The following is a 21,580-nucleotide window of genomic DNA, read 5'->3' as shown; positions in this document are numbered from 1 at the left end:
TGACTTCACTGACGCTAATGACGCAGTTCAACCACCCGGTAAACACTGCCTAACGTGTAGGTCTACCGGTGTGTGAGCCTTCTTTCCTTTATTCGAAAACCTTCGCGATCTGGGGGCTTTGGGAGATGTAGCCCTCCAGCACGCGGCGTGCCACGGCAACGGAATCGACCAATGGGTGGTTGGCCATTGCGCGCCATGCAAGGGTGCTGTCCCCCTGCGTTGCCGCTTCGATCACGAGTTCCTCACACCCCTTGACGGTGGTGATGAGTCCGAGTTCGGGACCGGTCACAGGCCGCACGTGCTGCGGATGAACTCCGTCAGCGTCGACGCGACAGGGCACTTCAATCACCGCGTCTTCGCGCAATTGCGGCACGATCAGATCACCGCCCGCATCCGAGTTGCCCACACCCAGGATCATGCGTGCGCGTGTGCCGGTGGTCAGCGAGTTCATCAAATCGAAGGCGACCTGCTGGTAGCCACCTGCGGCGATGTCTTCGTCACGACGGTTGGCGCGGTCTTCCTCATCACGGGATTCGGCCATGTAGGTCGCTTCGCGCTCGTCATGGACCCTGGTCCATGCGGCTGCGGCATCGTGGTCGCTCGCTCCGGCGGCTTCGTCATAGAAAGCGCTTTGCTGCTTGTCGAGGAATTCGCCGCGTGTAGCCTTTTCCTGCCTGATCCGGGCGACTGATTCGCGGTTGAGGTAGTAGTAGAAGAGGTATTCGTTGGGCAACATTCCCAGTGCGCGCACCCACTCAAAACCGATTGTGCGTGCCTCTTCGATGTGATCCAACGCGGCATCGTCGGCCAACAGGTCAGGCAGACGATCTGTGCCGTCCAGTTCCAGCGACCGCAGCCACCCCAGGTGGTTCAGGCCCACGTAGTCGAATGTGAGACGAGGATCGTCCTGGTCAACCCAGTGATGATCGATGCCTGCCGCCGCGCTGACACGGCGCACCAGTCCGATCGGCGTATCGCAAATACCAATCACACGGGAGCCCAGTTCGCGCCGCATCGCCTGAGTAATGATTCCGGCAGGATTCGTAAAGTTGATGACCCACGCATCGGGAGCCACCTCGCGCACTGCACGAGCCAGTTCCATCGCGATGGGCAGTGTACGGAACGCATAGGCATAGCCACCCACCCCGACCGTTTCCTGTCCGAGGATTCCTTCGGCCAGCGCAACACGCTCGTCAGTGACACGTCCGGCTGTGCCGCCCACTCGTATGGCTGAGAAGACGAAGTTGGCTCCCGTGAGGGCCTGGCGCAGGTCGGTGGAGGCGGTCAGTGTCGGTGGATGGGCGAAATCCATTCCGCGGATGACCGCCATCATGACGTCGAGCCTGCGCTGATCGATGTCATAGAGGGCCACTTCGTCGACGTTCAGGCCGCTATGAGGCCCCTTGCCCTCGCGTGCTGCTGAAAGAACTTCGATGATCTGCGGGACGCGGAATCCGCCTCCGCCTGCAATTACAAGTTTCATGCGCTGATCACTTTCGTGTTTGTTCCCTCAAGCTCTGCCAGTGAGGGGGTGGTGGATATTTCGGCGGTCGTCACAACACCCGTCAAGTCACTGAGATGGCACACGGTCAGCAGGCCTGATCCCGGAAACTTGTCCGATGACGCGACGGCGAAGGTTTGTTCAGAATGCGCGATGATTGATTTCTTGATGGGCACTTCCATTCCGGTCGAATCCATCAAAGCGCCGGAATGGCGGATACCCGAGGTGCCAACGAATGCGATGTCAGCTCTGATTGCCTCCAGTGCATGTTCAGTGAGGCTGCCGACCAGTGACAGGTAGTTTGTTCGCAACACACCACCCAGTACGACAAGCGTTGCTTCACATTCGCCTCGCAGTTCGTCTGCGACAGCCAGGGAGGCAGTGACAACGGTCACGTCGCGATGCCTGAGATGGCGGGCCACCATCACGCCGGTGGTGCCGATGTCGATGAGGACGACCGACTGATCGGGTACGAGGGCTGCAGCTGACCTGCCGATACGATCCTTCTCTTCGGCTGATCGCATAGCAACCGTGGCAAAAGGCAGGTCCTGTGTATCGTGAGGGGATTCGCTCAGGGCTCTAAAGCTGGGTACACCGCCGTGAATTCCGCCGCCGCGCACGCGCGTCAGTGCGCCTTGCTCATCCAGACGGTTCAGGTCGCGCCGAATCGTTGACTCGGAGGTACCGAAGTGCTGTGCCAGATCGGATACTGACATACTGCCGCGGTCATGTACCAAGTCAAGGATTCTGGCACGACGCTGATAAGCCAACATAGTGCCAATTATAACGAAATTCTTTCAATTGTGAGCAATATTGGTCATTTGCAAGCACAATGCGCCGAAATATCGCTACAGTGTGATGAGAACAAGATCACGTTCAGTTCCACATTGGCAAGGAGGCATCCGTGGGCACTGTGTCGTCAGATGGATCAACCTGCGTCATTGGCCCTGTCTTCCTTGACGTTGTCATGTCGGGACTTGCAGGCCCCCCGCGCCCAGGTGAAGAACAATGGGTATCAGGATGCGCCATCACTGCAGGTGGAGCAGCAAACCAGGCCATCGCTATTGCGCGTTTACTTCAGGCGCCTGACACAGACGATTCCTCCCGTCCACGCCTGGTCGCCACTATCGGCCAGGATCGAGCAGGTCATCTGGTGGCCGACATCCTGACCAGTGAAGGTATTGACCTGAGGTGGGCGAGCAGATGTGACCGCCAGAATGTCACGACGTCGCTGGCATTCAACGGTGACCGGGCAATGGTGACCTATGGCTCGGAGAGCGTCTCACTGTTGGCAGATGTCATCCAGGGGGATCACCCGGCCGCCCTCGTCGCTGACATGAATGCGATTAACGCCAACCACGACAGCATTGCTCAGTGGGGTGATGTGTGGGTGCTGGGCGATGTTGGTTGGGACCCAAGCGGGCAGTGGGATATCAACAATCTGCGCGGCCTTGACGTCACCGATGTGTTCACTCCCAACGAGACTGAAGCGATGCGGTACACACGCACCGACAGCGTCGAGGAGGCAGCCCGGGCACTGTCGAAGAAGGTGCCGCTGGTGGTTGTCACCTGCGGGCCGAGGGGAGCTGTCGCCTGCGATGGAACGGACCTGTTCACGGTCCCGGCCCTGGATATCCCTGTTGTTGACCCGACGGGAGCCGGAGACGTGTTCTCAGCGGGCCTGACCTTCGCTCACCATGCGGGGCTCCAACCGCGCGCCGCAGTTTCCCTGGCAATCGCTGCCAGTAACTACACGGTTCGCTTCCCCGGCGGCTCATCCAGCGCGCCGACCGGCTCCGACCTGCACCACTGGGTCACGAGCCTTTCGCGAGACCTCACCAAGGGACTTGACCTGACTTTTCTTGATGTACTCAACGTTTAAATGACACGACCGAAAGGATGTAACACGATGAAGTATTCTTCTCACGGCTCGGCAATGGTTGCCGGACTGGCGTGCCTGGCACTGATGGCGGGGTGTGCTCCCAGCGGCGGAAACGGAGGCCAGACCAGTGGCGACTCCGGCTCCCAGTCGACGGCAGCATCCGAAGTATCAACCGATATTTCGAACGCCCCCGAACAGACGCTTGTGGTGTGGGACCAGGAAGTGCGCGGCGGCCAGAATGAACAGATCGAGCGCCTGAACAAAGCGTTCATGGAGAAGTACCCGAACATCACCATCGAGCGCAACTCCCAGTCCTTTGACGATCTGCAGACCACACTGCGACTGGCTCTGACCGGCGCGGATGCGCCTGACGTTGTGCAGGCCAACAACTCGCGTTCCATGATGGGCCAGTTCGTCCAAGCTGGACAGATCCAGTGCCTCGACCCCTATGTGGAGGCCTACAAGTGGAACGAAACCTTCGCTGAAGGCATCCTGGCGAACTCTTCGTACTCCTCTGATGCCACCAAGTTCGGTGAAGGCTGCGTCTACGGCCTGCCGCAGGTCGGCGAATCAGTGGGGATCTACTACTCGAAGGCCAAGCTCGCTGACCTCGGCCTGAAGGAGCCCACAACCTGGCAGGAACTGGCCGACCAGCTGCCGACCATCAAGGAAGCCGGTGAAACACCGCTGATGCTCGGTAACGTCGAGAAGTGGCCGGGACTGCACGTCTTCGGCGTCGTGCAGGGCGCACATGTGGACGCAGATACCGTGCGTTCGCTCGGCTTCGGTAACGCAGGTGCTTCGTGGAAGACACCGGAAAACGTTGCTGCCGCCACGCAGATCCAGGAATGGGCCAAGAACGGCTTCTTCAACGACGGCTTCAACGGCGCTGACTACGACAGCACTTGGCAGGATTTCGCCGGCGGCAAGGGCGTGTACCTGATTGCCGGTTCATGGCTCGCACCTGACCTGCTCGAAGCGATGGGTGAAGATGTCGGCTTCATGCTGCCGCCAATGGCCGAAGGAATGGATGCGCCGCAGACCACCGGCGGCACCGGATTGCCGTTCGCCATCACGTCAGCCGCGAAGGATGTCAACGTCGCTGCGGCCTACATCGACTTCCTGACGAACGCCGATGCGATGAAGGTTCTGGCTGAAACCGGAAACGTGCCCGTCAACGATACGGCTACCTACGCCGCCAACGAGAAGGGCGTCGTGGCCGATGTCATGAACGCCTTCGACACGTTGACGAACTCCGGCAACGTTCTGCCGTACCTCGACTACGCCACCCCGACCTTCGATCAGGTTCTTGGTGACGCACTGCAGGGACTGCTTGATTCGCAGATCACCCCTGACCAGTTCGTCGACACTCTGGAGACGGCGTACACCGAATTCACCAACCAATAATGCAGCCGGTCGCCCTCGTTCGTCTTTCATGATCAACGAGGGCGACCCGTCCGCTTTTTATATCCGTTCGCGTGTACATTGAGGAGGCTTCGATGACCAACCACACCGGCGGTGCACAGACAGCGACCGCCACCAGTTCACGCCCCGCACGTGGACGCAACAGGTCACGCGCACAGTCACGGTGGGCCATGTCGATTGCTCTGCTGGCACTGCCAGTGCTGGTGTACGGCGCATTCATGCTGTACCCCATCGGTCGCGTCATCACCCTGTCGTTCTACAAGTGGGATGGCCTGGGCGTAGGAACATGGGCAGGGTTCAACAACTACGTCACAACATTCACCGACCCCAGGCTGTTGGACGCCTTTTGGCATGCTCTTGTCCTCATCATTTTCTACGCGGTGTTCCCACTGATCATCGGCCTCGTCCTGGCGACACTGCTGACACGCTCAAGCGTGCGCGGGCTCGGATTTTTCCGAACCGTCGTCTTCCTGCCACAGGTCATCGCCATGGTGGTGCTGGCCATTTCGTGGCGTGAAATTTACGCGCCCGACGGGCTGCTCAACCGTGTGCTCCGGGCGATCGGTCTGGGCGGACTTGCCAGGCCGTGGCTCGGTGACTACTCGACGGCGCTGATCGCCGTGGGCCTGATCGGCACATGGGTGTCCACCGGCCTGGTCACCGTCCTGCTCATGTCCGGAATTGCGCGCATCCCGCGCGAATACTACGAGGCAGCCATGCTTGACGGCGCTGGGTGGTTTCGCCGCTTCTGGTCCGTCACTATTCCAAGCGTGCGTGGTGAAATCCTCGTCTCACTGACCCTGACGGTGATCGCAGCGCTGAAGACATTCGATCTGGTCTACATGACGACATCGGGCGGCCCCGGCACATCCACAACCGTGCCGTCCTACGAGGTCTACAACCAGGCGTTCCGACTCGGACAGGTGGGAACGGCCTCGTCACTGGCGGTCGTACTAACACTGGTGATCTTCCTGATCAATCTGACCATCAACCTGTGGGGGGAAAAGGACCAATGAAAACTTCTCCCGCTGAAAAAGTTGTCAGCTACATCGTGTTGATCTTCTTTGCGCTGCAGTCCCTGATCCCCATTCTGTATGTCCTGTTCCTGTCGTTGAGTTCAGAGAAAATCAACGACTCGTCGTGGGGACACATCGAGAACTTCGCGAAGGCGTGGAGCCAGGGTAAGTTCTCGCTGTACATGAAGAACTCGGCGATGATCGCCGTGGTTGTCGTGACGTCGGCACTGGTGCTCTCACTGATGAGCGGCTACGTGCTCGGCATTTTGCGCCCGCCTGGCTCCAACGTTCTGTTCTACGTGTTCCTCCTGGGCATCATGGTGCCGTCCGAAGCGATCATCCTGCCGTTGTTCTACGATCTTCGCACCCTCGGACTCACCGACACGCTCTGGGCGGTGGCGCTGCCACAGATTGCGCAGTCACTGGCATTCGGCACATTCTGGATGCGCGCGTTTTTCCGCTCAGTTAACCCATCCATCCTGGAGGCTGCCCGGCTTGACGGCGCCGGTGACATCCGAATCCTGTGGTCGATCCTGCTTCCACTGGCACGTCCCGCAATCGTGACTCAGATTGTGCTGACGTTCATGTGGACGTGGAACGACTTCCTGATCCCGCTGGTCATGTCACCGACCGGCAGGGTGCGCACCGCCCCGTTGAGTCTGGCATTCTTCCAGGGCCAGTACACCACCGGATCCACGCTCCTGGCAGCCGGAGCGGTTCTTGTTGCGTTGCCTATGGTGATCCTCTTCCTCGCCCTGCAGCGCAGCTTCATTTCCGGAATGACCGAAGGAGCAGTTAAAGGCTGATATTTGACCGTGATTGTTGAAAAGAACTGGAGAATTTGCAATGAAGCACCTACTCAGATCGGTCGCGCTCGCAGGGGCGTGTGCGCTTCTGGTCCCAGGAATGATGTATGCGACGCCGTCCCTCGCGGCACCCTCGTCTGAGGCACCTGAATGGGCATTCGGCCACGCCCAGACCTCGTCAACCAGTGATCCAACAAAACTCGATGTCTTGGGCGTGTGGGCGCACCCCGATGATGACGCGTCCTTCAGTGCACCGTGTGGCGTGTGGGGTGATCTTGCCGATGTACGCTGCGGCATTATGCTGACCACGCGCGGCGAGGGCGGCTCCAATTCAGTCGGCTCCGAAGCCGGGCCGGACCTGGGCCTGCGACGTGAAAACGAAGACCGTGCGGCGCACGTACGTGACGGCACAGTTGATGTGTACTTCCTTGACCGGGTGGACTTCTTCTACAACACGTCCGCGCCACTGACTCACCAGCTGTGGGACCATGACGAAACGTTACGCCGGGCCACACAGGTTGTGCGTGAGACCCGACCCGAAATCCTAGTGACATGGCCCGCCTCCTTCGACGCAGGTCACGGCAACCACCAGGCCGCCTCGATGTTGGCATGGGAGGTGGCGCAGGCAGCTGCTGATCCCAACCGTTTCCCTGAACAGCTCAGCGGACCCAACGCGGTTCAGCCCTGGCAGGTCAAGAAGGTCACCGAATACGTCTTTGACTTTGGCAACACCACCAAGCTGCCTGATCAGGCCAACTGTCTGGCTGGCTACGCCGGAATCGAGGGACGTCCCTACACCGTGGCCGGAACGTGGACAGGATACGAATCTGAGTACACGTGGGTGGAAGGCAACGTGCAGGGACAGCCTGCCGGAACACCCAAGACCTGGGCACAGGTTGGCAGTGAAAACGCCAAGGCTCACGCCACTCAGGCCCGCCTGATGGAAAAGACCGTTGTCGACAATCGATGCACACGCTTCCTGGTGGGTAGGTCGTGGGTACCGATGCAGGAAAACGGCACCGAAGGTGGCGGCGATGATCGTTCCATCCTCTTCGGCGCATCCCTGCCTGACCCCAGCGGCATGCCACTGGGCACACTGATGTATGGATCACCGGAAGCCCAGATGGTAGCTCCCGGTGAATCGGTCGACGTCACTGTCACGCTCGTGGCTGGCGAGCAGGCAATTCCGGCCGGCGCCTTGTCGATTGACGCCCCCGCGGGGTGGACCGTCAGCGACAAACAGGCAACAGGTGAACTGGCGTCCGGTGACTCAACCGATGTCACGTTCACTGTGACCGCCCCTGACTCCAGTGCCCTCGGCACGATGCGTCTTCCGATCCGTTTCGCCTCAGATTCTGCCGAAATGACGGGCTACAACGAAACCCATGTTGACGTGGTGGCCCCGGTCAACGGCCGCTTCACGCGTGCCGGCAACGCCGCCTACTACGATCAGTGGACCGCGGAATACAACGTCTTTGTCTACGGCCAGTCACCGGCGCGGCGCGCCATCGGTGCAGGTGAATCGATCACGGTTCCCGTGACCGTCACAAACCGTTCCAGTGAAGCGCAAAGTGGCACGGTGGAGCTGACGGTTCCGGAAGGATATGCGCTCAACCAGCCGTCACAATCATTCGATGCGGTCGCACCGGGTAAGACGGCGACGGTGGAGTTCATTCTCACTCACACTGATCCTGCTGCCGTCGGCAACACGATTGACGAGGTCACAGCCACCACAACCGCTGGAACATCGGTTTCGACCGAGAAGCTCGAACTGAATGTCGTGCCGACGACGGTGATCCCCAAGTTGGCGAAGGCCCCTGCTCTGAATGGTGACGCGTCAGCCTACGGCAGCACGCCGATCAGCGTTGCCACACGGTGGGAAGGCGAGGAGTGCTCCTCCGAGGCTGACTGCGGCGGCACGTCACAGGCATGGCTGGGATGGTACGACGATGCGCTGTACGCTCTGGTCGATGTGGTCGACGAGCAGGCCTCAGCGGCGGCAACACCTGACCGCTGCTTCGGTCACTGGTTGGTTGACTCCGTCGAATTCCTGCTCGACCCGCTCGCACCGTCCAACGACACGTCCACCACGTTCAAGCTCGGTGTTTTCCCATTCACTGACGACCCTGACGGCCGGAACGGCAACGGCGCGAACGGCCCATGCTGGTCGCGTGACGCTGACCATCATCAAGGATTCTCCACTGGACCTTTGGCGGAAACTATCGAGGGTGGCCTGAACGCTCCCGGCGTTGAAGTCAAGGCATTTGCCCCTCGTGACGATTCGGGTGCCTACACGGATGGACACTACAAGCTGGAAGTCAAACTGCCGTTGGCAAACCTGCCGGCAGCAATTGGCCCCACGTCCACTGCACCGACCGGAGATCAGGCCAGCAATGCTGTCAACCCGACCTACCTGGGCTTCAACATCACGCCGTACGATTCCGATACGCCTGACTTCGTTGGCCAGACCCGTCTGGCCTGGTCGGCTTTCGGATCTCAGCAGTCTGAGCCGTACCGGTGGGGTCACGCCTACCTGGACGGGTACGAGCCTCCGACGGACCGTTCCCATGAAGCTGGCGATCCCATCATTCCTGACAGCGCGCTGGACAGTATTGATTCACCTCAAACGGTGTTCCAGTCCGCTACACGAGGCGTGCCGATTGCAGGTCTGATGCCCGCCGCCGATGTCACCGTGGCTCCGAGTATCGATGCCGAGGCCATCCGCGTTCCGCTGTCGGGAACTCAGGCCGGCACGGCGCGCGCCTTCCTGTGGAAAGGGGATCCGTCCTTCATTCCGGTGTGGACGTCCAGCTGCGCGAACTCCGCGCACAACTTCGACGCATGTTCACCTGATGACGGGGCAGCGATGCCGTGGCAGCCGAATATGGGTGGCAGGCTCCTGGCCAGCGCTCAGGCCGACGTGGGGAGCACCGACATGACGATCGAGCTGACCGATGAGATTCGCGCAGCACTGGGTACCGACGTTCACCTGCTGGTGTCCTACCGCAACGGTGACACTGTCAACGCGTGGGCCTACCCGCTAGTGGCGAAGAAGGCCGGTGACACGCCCACACCCAAGCCGGATACCGACAAGAAGCCCGGCGATCAGGATGGGCAGCGTGGCGGCGACGCCGATCAAGGCGATCCGAACGCAGCCGGCCGACCAGGTGGCGTCGCACGAACCGGCGCGTCAGGTAGCGCACTCATCATGCTCGCAGCGTTCGGCGTGGCCGGAGCTGCAGGGCTGGCAGCATCGCGGCGGCGACACTAACGCTGATCGCGACGCATTTGAGCAAGGAGGTTGAAGCCGTTCGGCCCGTACCACACGTCGATATCTTCCGGGATGTCATGGAGTGCTTCGGGCCGAAGCGGCGTCAACGTGCCGTGCGACAGCATTTGCTCAAACTGAGTCAGTGATCGGATGGCGATCCCGGCAACACGTTCCGGATATTTGCGGGCAAAGTCCGCATAGATTTCCGGGTCGTGTTGCCCGTCGTCTCCCACCAGGAACCATCGAACGTTCGGAAGTTCAGTGACCAGGCGCTGCAGTTCGCGCCGTTTGTGTTCACGGCCCGAACGGAACCATGTATTGGCGGACGGCCCCCAGTCAGTCATCAGAAATGCTCCCTCAGGGAAGCCCATCCGCCCCAGGAAGTCCCGCATTGCGGGCAACACGTTCCACGCACCGGTCGACAGGTAGATGACGGGAGCGTGCGGCCGGTTAATCGCCTCAGCGTGCTGGTCACCTTCAGCCAGTTCGTTGAGCAGGCGCATCATTCCCGGCACCGACTGACGTGACGAAAAACGATCGACGAGGGCGTGCCGCAGCGCTATTGCCATACGTGGCAGCATCGACACCAGCACCGTGTCATCCAGGTCAGAGACGACCCCGACCCGCTCATTATCACCGATGATGCGGACTTTAACGGCGACGGGCTGGCCGGCACGAATTCTGCCCGAACGCTTCTCACGCTCAGGCGTGTCTTTCCTGTCGGGCTCACTTGCCGTCAAGACAAGATGCTCAATGTAGGACAGGTGGCCGCCAGCCGTTGAGGAAAGACTCTCCGGCACCAGCTGGTACAGTTCCTTACCCGCAGTGACGAACACCTGCTGGCCTGACGGCATGGTGGGGATGGCATTGATGCGCTGAAGAACTGCCCGTTGTTCGCGTGAAAGCTGAGTGCGCAGTCGGCGGTGCTCCGCAGTGGGCGTGACATCGGTGTGCGTATGTTCGTTACGCACGTGATGCAGAATCGGAGCGTCGCCCTCGACAATTCCCAGGTGTGCCACGTCGCCGGCGTGCAGAACCTGAATCCACGCGTCATGCCAGCCGGGCGCAAGTCCATGGTTGCTCAGTGTCAGGTCGATGTAGCCTTCCGCGTTTGCGAAGCAGATGACGCGCGCCTTTCCCACGGTGATCAGGGCGGGTTGGCGTGGCACCTGCGCGTCGAAGAACTGTCGCCAGCCGCGCCTTTCGGCCAGCCATCGACGCTGATCATCTGTGCGGCTCATGAGGGCGCGCGCCAAGATGCGCACCTGCGTTGCAGAGCCGTACCCTCCGAATCCGACGACGGAGGGATAGAAGCCGCCGAAGGCCAGTGCATGCGCCAAGCCGGTGGAGGCGAATTCGCTCACCGTATTCACTGCGCGCAACAAAGGCGCGAATGTGGCGCGGGCACCCTGGTTCTCGCGGCGGGCATCCCCTGTGTGCAGGCTGTCGGGTTGATCCCCTGTGTCCGGTTTAATCGTCGGATTCACCTTTCGTGTTGTGCTCACTGAGACGCGAATCAGCCTGCGAGGCGAGGGCGCGAACGGTTACCAGCGTACCAATGAGTTCCGCGGTTGCCCTCCGAACGACTGATTCGCCCACTCGTCCTTCGCGCACCGCGCGCACAATCGGAGCCGTGAAAGTGTCATCCGGGGAGGCCGGAGTGATCCAGTTGGTGCCTGCAGGCACCATCATGTCAACCGGGCACGTGTCGTAGGAGGTCCAATCGGTCATGATCATGCCGCGCCAGCCCCACTCGCCTCGGATAATCGTCTCCAGCAGTTCGGTATCTGCAGCGGTGTGACACCCGTTGACGCCGTTGTAACTGGTCATCAGCGTTGCGGCCGGGTGCACGCCGATCGCGACTTCGAAGGATTTCAAGTACAGTTCACGCAGCGCACGCTCCGGAATCAGCGACTGGTTGCGTTTGCGGGAGGCTTCAGCGTTGTTCGCCAGGAAGTGCTTGTAGCAGGCACCCACTCCCCCGCTTTCCAGGCCTTTCGCAAAATGCCCCGCCATCATGCCAGTCAGATACGGATCTTCCGAAAAGTATTCAGGGTGGCGCCCGCACAGGGGGTGGCGATGCAGATTCATGGCCGGTGCCAGGATCACGTCAATCCGGTTGGCGTGGGCTTCCTGGCCGATCACCCGACCGACTTCCTCAGCAAGATCCACGTCAAATGTGGAGGCGAGGACGACCGTCGTCGGCATCCCGATGTTCGGTTTCCTGATGTTGACACCGGAATTGCCGTCAGCCACTACGAATTCAGGCAGGTCAACGTCCGCGACGGTGGCCATGATGCCGGCAGCGCCTGTCCCTTCCATCCCCCAGTCGTCTCGCGAACACACCAGCAGGCGCACACACTGATCCACGTCGAGCTGTCTGGCCAGGTCAGCTGCCGTGGCGCGCCCTGCCACCACGTCGTCAAATGTGACTGGGGTGTCAGAAGGCAGGGCTTCCTCCAGTCCGTCACGCGAGGGGACATGGCGCACGGGGATAAAACCGGGAGTATCCCTGATTCCGCTGCGCGTGCCCTGAGGCCAGGTGTGGGACGGGTCGCGCCGTGAAAGCGCAGTGACCGGCTCAGGTGCGCGCATTACTGGGTGCCCGTGGGCAAGAACCCGGTCAGCGTCAAGACAGAACTGGCAGGTCTGGCCGGCATCGGCCGCGTCGTGTCCGACAAACAGGGTGTACTCACCTTCCGTCACGATCCAGCTGGACACCTCTTCATCCCACACACTCAGGCGGTCAGCGCCAACGTCCAGGCGCACGACATGTGATTCACCTGGCTCAAGGAGTGGCGTTTTCGCAAATGCCACGAGTTCACGTTCAGGTGTTTCGATCCGCTCATGTGGCTTGCGCACGTAGGCCTGGACGACGTCCCGGCCGGCACGCTCCCCCGTATTCGTCACTGTCACATCGATTTGCGCATGCGGGTGGCCCCCCTCGTCACTGTTGATCGTTGCCGAGGGCGTCAGGTCGAATGTGGTGTAGCTGAGTCCGTAGCCAAATGGGTAGGCCGGCTCGGCGTCGAATGTGGAATAGAAGCGGTAGCCCACATAGATGCCTTCTTCGTACGCCGTGTCGATCCATGTGCGGTGTTCGGCGTTGTAGCGCGTCTTTCCACCTGCACAGTCGTAGAAGTTGACGTCGGCGGGCAGGTCCGCGAGTGCCCGTGGCCACGAATCTGACAGGCGGCCAGAGGGGTTCACTGCGCCCGACAGGACGCGTTCGATGGCGGGGCCGGCCAGCATACCTCCCACTCCTGCAAGGATGAGCGCATCGACCGGGTAGGTGTCCATGAAGGACACGTCAATGGGGTACGGAGTGTTCAAGATGACGACGGTGCGGTCGAACAGGTCGCATACAGTGCGCACGAGCGTGTCCTCGGCGCTGTCAAGTCTGAATTCTGCCTCATCTGAGCTGTTGTCCGTGTTTTCTCCGCAGGGGCGGGTGAGCACGATAATGCCGGTGTCGGACAGTGCGCGGGCGCGATCACGCAGGTCACGTGGTGGCAGATCGTTGGTTCCGGTGCGGTAGAAACAGGCCAGTTCCTCGTTGAGAGTGAACGTGTCGGATGCTTCGATGGCATCACGCAGCCGCACCGTGTAACGCGGGTTGATCCTGCCTGCCCCGACGATGGCGGTGCGGAAGGCGTGCACGCCTGCTCCGAACAGGTTGAGTGTGCCCGAAGGCAGCGGCAACGTGTTGCGCCGGTTTTCCAGCAGGACGATTCCTTCTTCGGCGGCGCGCAGGGCGATGGCGTCGTGGTGTGCGAACGCTGGATCGGGGGCAGTGTCGGGCAGGGTGGTCAGCGTGAAGCTGGTCGGTTCCATCACCGTGCCGTTCAGGTCGCGAAATCCCCGGACCGTGACGCGGTGGCACGTTCCTCGCTGGGTGAGCACGCCGAATACTGTGATCCCCAGGTGGGTCACGCCCCGGATAGCCAGAACGTCAGCCAGCACGTACGGGGTTGGGGAGCCGTCCAGGAAAACATCGCCCGGATGTTCCTTGTCGATCTGCGTGCTGAATGCCAGTGAGACACAGCCTTGAAGGGAGCGGTCCAGCATGAACATCTGGCCGTCGGGATCATCGATATCGACGGTGATTCCCTCGGACGGAATGCGCAGCGTGGGTGCGGACGGTGTTGGAGTGACAGCCATGTCAGGTTCCTTTCACAGGTCAACAGGATCAACAGGATCAACAGGATCTGTCACCAGCTTATCCACGTGCGCTCATGGCGCACACTTTAATGTGGGTCACCCTCACTGTGAGAATCGTTGGAAGTGTGCTCGTCAGGCGTCTGCCCGTTGGAGGCTGGTTCTTGGGAGGCTGGCTCCTCGGGTGAGCTCGAGGCCGTGTCTGAGTCTGCGCCTTCGTCTTTTGGCGAGTCTGCGATCAGTGGTTCGGCTTCAGCGCGCAGCACGTCGCGACGCAACCTGGGCAGTCCGATCAGCATGACCGCGACCATCACCCAGCCAAAGGACACGGTAACGAGGAAGCCGCCGTGAGCGCCGGACGCATCGATCACGCGGCCACCCAGCGTCGCCCCCACCGACACACCGATATTCATTGCCGTGGACATCCACGTCAATCCCTCAGTGAGCTGTGAGGAGGCTACGACTTTCGACACAATCGCATTGACGTTCGTCATGGTCGGCGCGATTGCCAGTCCCGTCACGAGCATTGCCACGCCAAGGGCAAGCAGGGAGTGCGCCAGCAGGAATGTTGACACACCGATGGCGAGTGCCAAGATTCCGATGGCAAAGAGTTTCCACAGCGCAGTGGTCCAGTGGCGAGCACCGTAGAACAGTGCAGCCGTGAACGACCCCATTGCGAAGAAGCCGAGCAGCACACCGGCGAGTTCAGGGTGAGCGTGCTCTTCAGTGAAGGCCACCACTGCCACGTCGTTCGCACCGAACATGACGCCCGCACCGATGAAGGTGAGCACCAGGATGATGATGACAGGGTTGAGCAGGACGGTCGGCTGGCGCACGCCCTTGATTTTCGGAGTCGGGGTCGGCTCGCTGGCGCGCTGCGGAAAGAACCCGATTGAGCCGACGATGATGAAGAACACCGACAAAATCAGACCCGTCCCCGGATGGAGCGCTGTTCCCAGCAGCGTGGCAACGATCGGTCCGATGACAAAGACAACCTCGTCAACTGCAGCTTCAAATGCGTACGCGGTGGTGAGCTGTTTCGGCGTGCGCACCACTTTTGCCCAGCGGGCACGCACCAGTGCACCGGGGGAACCCCACGTTGCGCCGGACAGCCCGGCGAAGATGAACAACACCCACGAAGGGGCGTGCAGGACGGCGGCACCAAACAGTCCGATGGTCGCAAGTGCCGACACCACCAGGGACGGCACCATAATGACAGCCTGGCCGCGTTGATCGACCAGGCGGGCAAGTATCGGGGCGCAGATCGACAAGGAGACGACGGAGATTGCACTGACCGCGCCCGCAAGCGTGTAGTTGCCGTACATGCCTTTGACCAGCAGAATCGTTGAGATTCCCATCAATGACATGGGTGCGCGCAGCACCATACCAGCCAGTGAGAATTTCCATGCCCCTCGGATGCGCAGCAAATCAGCGTAATTCGAGAGCACGATTCACTATCCTAACCGTCTGCAGGCGGGTCAGCACCACCATTTTTGGCCAGATTCGTCACCCAGACGGGTATAGAATCACTGCTCTGCCGGCAAGTTTGCAGGCCGGGCCCGCCTCACCTTCATTCCAATCTTCCGGCAGCGTGCAGCAGCGCCGCATCAAGCCTTACGTGAGTGCTTCGCTCACCACGTCACGCGCAGCGTCCTGAACCTTCGCAAGGTGGTCATCGCCCTTGAACGATTCGGCGTAAATCTTGTACACATCCTCGGTTCCTGACGGGCGGGCAGCAAACCACGCGTAGTCAGTGGTCACCTTCAGGCCGCCGATTGCCGCATCGTTGCCCGGTGCGCGCACCAGTTTCGCGGTAATCGGGTCGCCCGCCAGCTCCGTTGCGCTCACATCGTCAGCAGCCAGGTTCTTCAGCTTGTCTTTCTGCTCCCGGTTCGCGGGCGCATCGACACGCGCGTACGACGAGGCGCCGAAGCGTTCCACCTGCTCAACGTGAATGTGCGAGGGCGACTTGCCTGTCACCGCCATGATTTCCGAGGCGAGCAACGCCAGGATGATGCCGTCCTTGTCGGTGGTCCACACGGTGCCGTCTTTACGCAGGAACGAAGCTCCGGCCGATTCCTCACCGCCGAAGCCCACTGACCCGTCCAACAGTCCGGGCACGAAATACTTGAAGCCCACGGGTACCTCGATCAGCGTGCGATCCAGTGATTGGACAACACGGTCAATAAGGGAGGAGGACACCAGGGTCTTACCGATCGCTGTGGACTCTGACCATCCGGGGCGGTGCGTCAGCAGGTATTCGATGGCGACCGCCAGGTAGTGGTTCGGGTTCATCAGGCCGTCAGCGGTCACAATGCCGTGACGGTCTGAATCTGCATCATTGCCGGTGGCGATGTCGTAGGGGGTGTGCCCGTTGGCATCGGGCGTCATCTGATCACGCAGGGAAGCCATCGCGTAGGGAGATGAACAGTCCATGCGGATCTTGCCGTCCCAGTCCAGCGTCATGAACGACCAGGCCGGGTCGACTTTCGGGTTGACCACCGTCAGGTCCAGATCGTACTGTTCAGCGATTGCCGCCCAGTAGTCCACCGAGGCGCCACCCAGCGGGTCTGCTCCGATGCGGATCTTCGCTTCGCGGATTGCATCCATGTCGATGATCGTGTCGAGCTGGCGCACGTAGTTCGCCAGGAAGTCGAATGTGCCCACACATTCGTGGCTGTACAGGTCAGTGTCGAGGACGCGCGGGATGGAGCGCCATCCTTTTTCAAGGAGCTCGTTGGCTCGCTGCGCGATCCACGAGGTGGCATCCGTGTCAGCCGGGCCACCGTGAGGCGGGTTGTACTTGAAGCCACCGTCGCGCGGCGGATTGTGGGATGGGGTGATGACGATGCCGTCAGCCAGTCCGTCACCACTGGTGCGTAGATTTTCGGGCGCACCGTTCGCATTGAGCACGGCCAGGGACAACGCGGGGGTCGGCGTGTAGGAATGACGCTCGTCAACCTTGATCTGCACGCCTGCAGCGGCAAGCACCTCAACGGCGGTTTTCCATGCAGGCTCGGACAGCGCGTGAGTATCGCGCGCAATGAACAGCGGGCCGTTATATCCCTGGCTTTCGCGATACTCCACGATGGCCGCGGTGATCGCGACGATGTGCGCCTCATTGAATGCGCCATCGAGTGAGGATCCACGGTGCCCGGAAGTTCCGAACACGACGCGTTGGTCCGGATTGCTGACATCCGGCTCAATGTCGTAATACGCGGAAAGAAGTTCTTGAACGTCGATCAGGTCTTCTGGTAGGGCAACTGTGCCAGCTCTTTCATGCATGACTCCAGTGTGTCACTGATCGGTGCCACCTGTCGCCCTATTCCAGCTTTCGGCACGTGCCTACTTGGTTGCCGGATCATCTCCATCAGTGGGATTAATAGGCGTTTCCAGGGAGGATTCACCTGAATCAAGGTTCTCATCAGCAGCAACTGCTCCGCCTGCAGCATCGGTTGCATCAGCGGCGGTGGAGCCTGCCTCGTCAGTGTGTGCCGGCGGAACGACCGGCTTGGCTGCGGCAGCCTGCTCAGCCTGCTGGCGACGCGAATGGCGTGCCCACAGCAACGCGGCGATGGCGAGGACAACCAGCAGGAGGCCAATCAGAACGTACGGCAGTACAGTTGCGCCGGTGTTGGCCAAAGGTGACGACGCGTTGAACGTATTGATGACAGTAGGCATCTGAACTCCACTGAGACGGTAGGCTGAGTACTGATAACAACCACTCTACGACGAAAAGGCAATGACGCGATAGAGGCTCATCAGTGCCATTGGAGGTTAACGAAGACAATGGGTTGGATTGGTTCAGTTGAACACAATAACTGGCTATCGGCACAAATGCGCGCCCTCCTGGAAGAGGCGAAATGCACGATGGCATCCACCGGGTTTGCTCACCTGACCACGGAGGGGGACGCTGACACGACCCGACCAGTGGAGCTCGCGGTCACCTCGCGCATGACCTACGTGTACTCGTTGGGTGTCCTGATGGGAATCCCCGGTTGCCGTCGCTTCGCAGACCACGGGATCCACTGCCTGTCGACACATTTTGTGGATGAGGCTCAGGGCGGCTGGTTCACCGGCCTCACACACGACCTGGATGCTGAGGGCAACGCGGTCCCGTGGGAAGGCCCCTACGCCGACATGAAGTCGCAGTTCCACCACGCGTTCCTGATTCTGGCGGCTTCCGCGGCCACAGTCGCCAACAGGCCCGGCGCGCTTGAACTTCTCAACGCTGCGCTGCACGATCAGGAGCGGTTCTGGCTGGACAAGAACGGGTTGGTGCACGATTCGCTGACCGCTGACCATAAGCCGACCGACCGTCTGCATGCGATGGATTGCCTGCTGCACACCGCCGAGGCTTACCTTTCAGCGGCTGAGGCCACAACCGATCCACTGTGGATTGAACGCGCCGAAGTGATCGCGCAGTTCGTCAACGAGCAGGCGTCGTCTCACAACTGGCGCCTGCCCGAATACTACGACGCGCAATGGAAACCGCTGGATCATGTCCCCTCCGGTTTTGACGACGGTCGGCGCGTGTACACCGGCTACGTCATCGGCCACTCGATGCAGTGGGCGCGCCTGGCTGTCCATATTCGCGCCGCACTGCGCTCGATGGGTCGCCAGCAGCCGGATTACCTGTTCGAAATGGCACAGGAGCTTTTCCACCGCGCCCGCGTTGATGGATGGCGGCGCAACGGAAAGCCCGGTTTCGCACTGACCGTGTCCGCAGATGGCGAGCCTGTGGATACGCACCACCTGCAGTGGGTCGTGTGCGAAGGTGTGTGCGCTGCGCTGGCGATTCGCCGCGCAATGCTCGATGACGGTGTCAACCCTGCTGAGGTGGAGAGCTACGAGCACTGTCACCGTTCCTGGCTCGACTTCATCAACGACTACCTGATCTTGTCTCCTGGCAGGTGGATTCGCGCGCTGGATGAGAACAACGAACCGGCTTCCGAGCCGATCGCCTCACGCCTGGATGTGTACCACGCAATCCAGACATTGTTGATGTCACGCGTGCCGCTGTGGCCGCCGTTTGCCTCGGCAATTTCGCGCGGTCTTCTGGATCATCCGGAGGAAGCACCTACGGATCGGCGTTCGTGGAACATTTTCAAGCATCGCTGGTAGGCCAGTTCGACTATCGCGCGCGGCGCGTGATGCGGGTGGGTCACCCTCGTTCGTCATCATCATTGACGAGGGGACCAGCGCGTTAGTGGTGCCGTGGTGTTGACATCGTTACGTGTTTCACTGCTGTTTCAGATTTTCATCTGCGCGCCCGAACAGGTACACTAGGCGGGCTGGGAGGGCTGACCGAGCGGCCGAAGGTGACGGTCTTGAAAACCGTTGTGTCAGCAATGGCACCAGGGGTTCGAATCCCTTGCCCTCCGCGGGATTTCCCGAAAATGGCGCTTCACCTCGGTGATCACTGTTTTCGGGATTTTTTCCAGCTACGTGCCGCCGCGCCGGGAAGTTTGCCCGGATCGTGAGTCTGCGTATTTGTGGCACGGGCGCAAGCCCGGTAGACTCAAGCGGTACTTGGAGACGTCGCATAGTCCGGTCGAGTGCGCCTCCCTGCTAAGGAGGTAGGGGTTCACGCCCCTCGCGGGTTCAAATCCCGCCGTCTCCGCAAATGCCCCGCTGTTTCGTTGGAACGGCGGGGTTTTTCGTTGGCATGACAGGGTTTCGCTGTAGCTCGTGCCTACGCGTGTGACTGCAAATTACGCCCGGTTTCGGGCCACCTTGAAGGCTTTTTTAGACACACAGTAGTCACAGGCTGAAGCTTGCAGTCGAGGTTGGAGCCGCTGGTCGAGACAGCCGGAGGGCTCCCGATCAGCCACTCAAGGTAGCCTGATGGTTTGCGATCAACCGGTCAAGGTAGAGATCAACCGGTCAAAGTAGCCGGAGGGCTGGCGATCAACCGGTCGAGGCAAGAGAGACCTCGCTAAGAGTCTCATCATGTGAGAACCGCATGATGGTGCCAAAAAGTCGGGGTCTTCCTTCTACACGAGACGTGCATTCAGCGCTCTTACCTTGACCCGTTGACTCAAAAGCCCCTCATCGACCTTGACCCGTTGACGGCACACTCGATCGGAGAGCGATGGTTCGACCACCTGCCGCGCTTCTCCCCACTTGTTTTCACGAGCTGAAACTAGATCCGCAAGAGATTGTTACTCGCACATTGGGACAGACTCCCACGGACTTTTGCCTCAGAGGCAATCAATCATCCGGTGGTGAACCTCGATGGAGTCAAGCGGACGTAAATTGCTCGACCTCCTCAACTGAAACTCACGAGAGTTAATCGACTTTGACCTGCCTCCTTGCGTTGGGCAGGTCGCATGCGGCATCGAACATCCAACAGCTCCCGTATCACGCGACATACGGGAAACAACTCTTCGAGATGACAAACCAATAAGGTAGCAACCTTCGGCAAACACTGATACCGCGCACGGAGCGAGAACTCTCCCCAAGATTCAGCGACGTTGGCACGCTCATCACCGCGATGGCTTTTGTATGTATGACGAAATGCGATCTTTGAAGGCCACGTTCCACGCTCTGGGTTCGCTGCAAGTTCTGTTGTAACGACAGGCATTCGGTCGCGCCACAAATATCTGAGTCTAAGTTAACCAGCCAATTTTTTGCGTTCTCTCACCAGGCGGTTTTCGATGATCCGGTCGAGGTCTTCTTGAATGGTGACCGGTTTGAATCCGCCTGTGTTTTCTTCCGAAACATCGGTGTTGCCCTCGCTGGGCGCGGTTGAATCAGACATGGTCTGTTCCTTTCTTCCCGTTTATGGCTCGTCAGCCTTGTTGGTCCAGCCAATGGTCTCCGGGCTGTTTACGGAGCGCCACAAGGGGGCATAACAAAACCCCGCACGGTCAAACCAATGCGGGGCAAAATTCTGAAAGGTTAAATGCGGCCTATCGCTTTTAGACTGCGTTCAACATGCTGATCCCAAGTTTCCTTACTTGGATCATAGTTCCACGGAGCGGAGGCTACCTCGTCAGTAACAACCGTCAATCCGAGGCTACGCAAGCCGGCGAGAATCTCTTGCGGCTCATGACGAGAATCCACCCAAATCTCAGTCTCATAGCCTGGATAAGCAGAAGTACCACACGTCCACGCCACATCACGCAAAACCGGCGCAAGTTCTTTCTCTCGCGCATACTCAACACAATGATAAATAGCTTCAGGAACGGATCCACTCAAGGTACTCACCCCCGTCTCCAACGATAATTATAAGTTTGTCGAGCTCTGCTCCAGATTGCCATAAGGCTGTTTTCGTTATATTGCGTGCATCTTCTAAAGGAAGAGACTCCAGACTCTTATACATGACGAAACGAGATTGCCTTGCGCCTCGTCTTATCTGATCACACGCTGACAGAAAGCGAGTTAATGCCCGGATTGTGTGTACGTGGTGTTGGTTTTTGTTCGGTGTGTCAGGGGTTTGAGCGCTGTGTGCATGCTTTGAAAGCATGTATGGTCCATGGTGGTAGAAATCGGCCGCGTTGTGGTGTATGCGGCCAC

The 21,580-nt window shown here is 60.0% G+C and carries 15 protein-coding genes and 2 tRNA genes; 8 read left to right on the top strand and 9 right to left on the bottom strand.

Annotation, left to right across the window (positions count from 1 at the left end; translation table 11 throughout):
* Positions 1 to 88 precede the first annotated feature (88 nt).
* Together HMPREF2975_RS01915 and HMPREF2975_RS01910 are read right to left on the bottom strand one after the other, a co-directional pair.
* The gene (locus HMPREF2975_RS01915; RefSeq protein ID WP_070725444.1) at positions 89 to 1,483 is read right to left on the bottom strand and encodes a family 4 glycosyl hydrolase; all 1,395 of its coding nucleotides are present in this window, start codon (positions 1,481 to 1,483) and stop codon (positions 89 to 91) included.
* Positions 1,480 to 2,274 carry a DeoR/GlpR family DNA-binding transcription regulator gene (locus HMPREF2975_RS01910; RefSeq protein ID WP_070725441.1) on the bottom strand — a complete coding sequence of 265 codons (795 nt, stop codon included), beginning with the start codon at positions 2,272 to 2,274 and terminating at the stop codon, positions 1,480 to 1,482. The genes HMPREF2975_RS01915 and HMPREF2975_RS01910 overlap by 4 nt, the downstream gene beginning before the upstream one ends.
* 131 nt (positions 2,275 to 2,405) lie before the next feature.
* Between HMPREF2975_RS01910 and HMPREF2975_RS01905 the strand changes: the two genes are divergently transcribed.
* From HMPREF2975_RS01905 to HMPREF2975_RS01885, 5 genes are all read left to right on the top strand, one after another.
* Complete coding sequence (locus HMPREF2975_RS01905) at positions 2,406 to 3,383, top strand: carbohydrate kinase family protein (RefSeq protein WP_070725440.1); 978 nt, start codon at positions 2,406 to 2,408, stop codon at positions 3,381 to 3,383.
* Positions 3,384 to 3,410: 27 nt separating this feature from the next.
* Entirely contained in the window at positions 3,411 to 4,790 is a 1,380-nt protein-coding gene (locus HMPREF2975_RS01900) for an ABC transporter substrate-binding protein (RefSeq protein ID WP_193599957.1), read from the top strand.
* A gap of 92 nt (positions 4,791 to 4,882) precedes the next feature.
* The gene (locus tag HMPREF2975_RS01895; protein ID WP_058237930.1) at positions 4,883 to 5,824 is read left to right on the top strand and encodes a carbohydrate ABC transporter permease; all 942 of its coding nucleotides are present in this window, start codon (positions 4,883 to 4,885) and stop codon (positions 5,822 to 5,824) included.
* Positions 5,821 to 6,630: a carbohydrate ABC transporter permease gene (locus HMPREF2975_RS01890; protein ID WP_070725436.1), complete on the top strand. Its 810-nt coding sequence runs from the start codon at positions 5,821 to 5,823 to the stop codon at positions 6,628 to 6,630. The genes HMPREF2975_RS01895 and HMPREF2975_RS01890 overlap by 4 nt, the downstream gene beginning before the upstream one ends.
* Positions 6,631 to 6,670: 40 nt before the next feature.
* Positions 6,671 to 9,901, top strand: a complete 3,231-nt coding sequence (locus HMPREF2975_RS01885) for a PIG-L family deacetylase (RefSeq protein ID WP_070725434.1) — start codon at positions 6,671 to 6,673, stop codon at positions 9,899 to 9,901.
* Here HMPREF2975_RS01885 and HMPREF2975_RS12725 read toward each other — a convergent pair.
* From HMPREF2975_RS12725 to HMPREF2975_RS01860, 5 genes are all read right to left on the bottom strand, one after another.
* Positions 9,898 to 11,406 (bottom strand): App1 family protein, encoded by a 1,509-nt coding sequence (locus HMPREF2975_RS12725; RefSeq protein WP_413772592.1) that lies wholly within the window; start codon positions 11,404 to 11,406, stop codon positions 9,898 to 9,900. The genes HMPREF2975_RS01885 and HMPREF2975_RS12725 overlap by 4 nt on opposite strands.
* A complete protein-coding gene (locus tag HMPREF2975_RS01875; RefSeq protein WP_070725430.1) occupies positions 11,372 to 14,062 on the bottom strand; it encodes a beta-glucosidase in 2,691 nt (896 codons plus the stop codon). Before HMPREF2975_RS01875 ends, HMPREF2975_RS12725 begins: the two co-directional genes overlap by 35 nt.
* Positions 14,063 to 14,148: 86 nt before the next feature.
* Positions 14,149 to 15,507 (bottom strand): MFS transporter, encoded by a 1,359-nt coding sequence (locus HMPREF2975_RS01870; RefSeq protein ID WP_070725428.1) that lies wholly within the window; start codon positions 15,505 to 15,507, stop codon positions 14,149 to 14,151.
* Between the two features lie 166 nt (positions 15,508 to 15,673).
* A complete protein-coding gene (gene pgm, locus HMPREF2975_RS01865) occupies positions 15,674 to 17,344 on the bottom strand; it encodes a phosphoglucomutase (alpha-D-glucose-1,6-bisphosphate-dependent) (RefSeq protein WP_058237549.1) in 1,671 nt (556 codons plus the stop codon).
* A 60-nt stretch (positions 17,345 to 17,404) separates the two neighbouring features.
* A complete protein-coding gene (locus HMPREF2975_RS01860; RefSeq protein ID WP_058237550.1) occupies positions 17,405 to 17,740 on the bottom strand; it encodes a hypothetical protein in 336 nt (111 codons plus the stop codon).
* A 108-nt stretch (positions 17,741 to 17,848) separates the two neighbouring features.
* Here HMPREF2975_RS01860 and HMPREF2975_RS01855 point away from each other — a divergent pair, with 108 nt between their 5' ends.
* The 3 genes from HMPREF2975_RS01855 (at position 17,849) to HMPREF2975_RS01845 (ending at position 19,682) form a co-directional block, all read left to right on the top strand.
* On the top strand, positions 17,849 to 19,183 hold the full coding sequence (locus HMPREF2975_RS01855; RefSeq protein WP_058237551.1) for an AGE family epimerase/isomerase: 1,335 nt from the start codon (positions 17,849 to 17,851) through the stop codon (positions 19,181 to 19,183).
* A gap of 173 nt (positions 19,184 to 19,356) precedes the next feature.
* A tRNA-Ser gene (locus HMPREF2975_RS01850) sits at positions 19,357 to 19,443 on the top strand.
* Between the two features lie 150 nt (positions 19,444 to 19,593).
* Positions 19,594 to 19,682, top strand: a tRNA-Ser gene (locus HMPREF2975_RS01845).
* Between the two features lie 993 nt (positions 19,683 to 20,675).
* Here the strand turns inward: HMPREF2975_RS01845 and HMPREF2975_RS12435 are convergent.
* Positions 20,676 to 20,822, bottom strand: a complete 147-nt coding sequence (locus tag HMPREF2975_RS12435) for a hypothetical protein (protein WP_157843526.1) — start codon at positions 20,820 to 20,822, stop codon at positions 20,676 to 20,678.
* A gap of 140 nt (positions 20,823 to 20,962) precedes the next feature.
* Entirely contained in the window at positions 20,963 to 21,271 is a 309-nt protein-coding gene (locus HMPREF2975_RS12195) for a hypothetical protein (RefSeq protein ID WP_141757250.1), read from the bottom strand.
* Positions 21,272 to 21,580 lie beyond the last annotated feature (309 nt).

Source organism: Actinomyces sp. HMSC065F12 (assembly GCF_001814535.1).
Lineage (GTDB): Bacteria > Actinomycetota > Actinomycetes > Actinomycetales > Actinomycetaceae > Pauljensenia > Pauljensenia radingae_A.
Note: the sequence above shows the minus strand (reverse complement) of the source record. Positions and strands in the feature narration are given on the sequence as shown.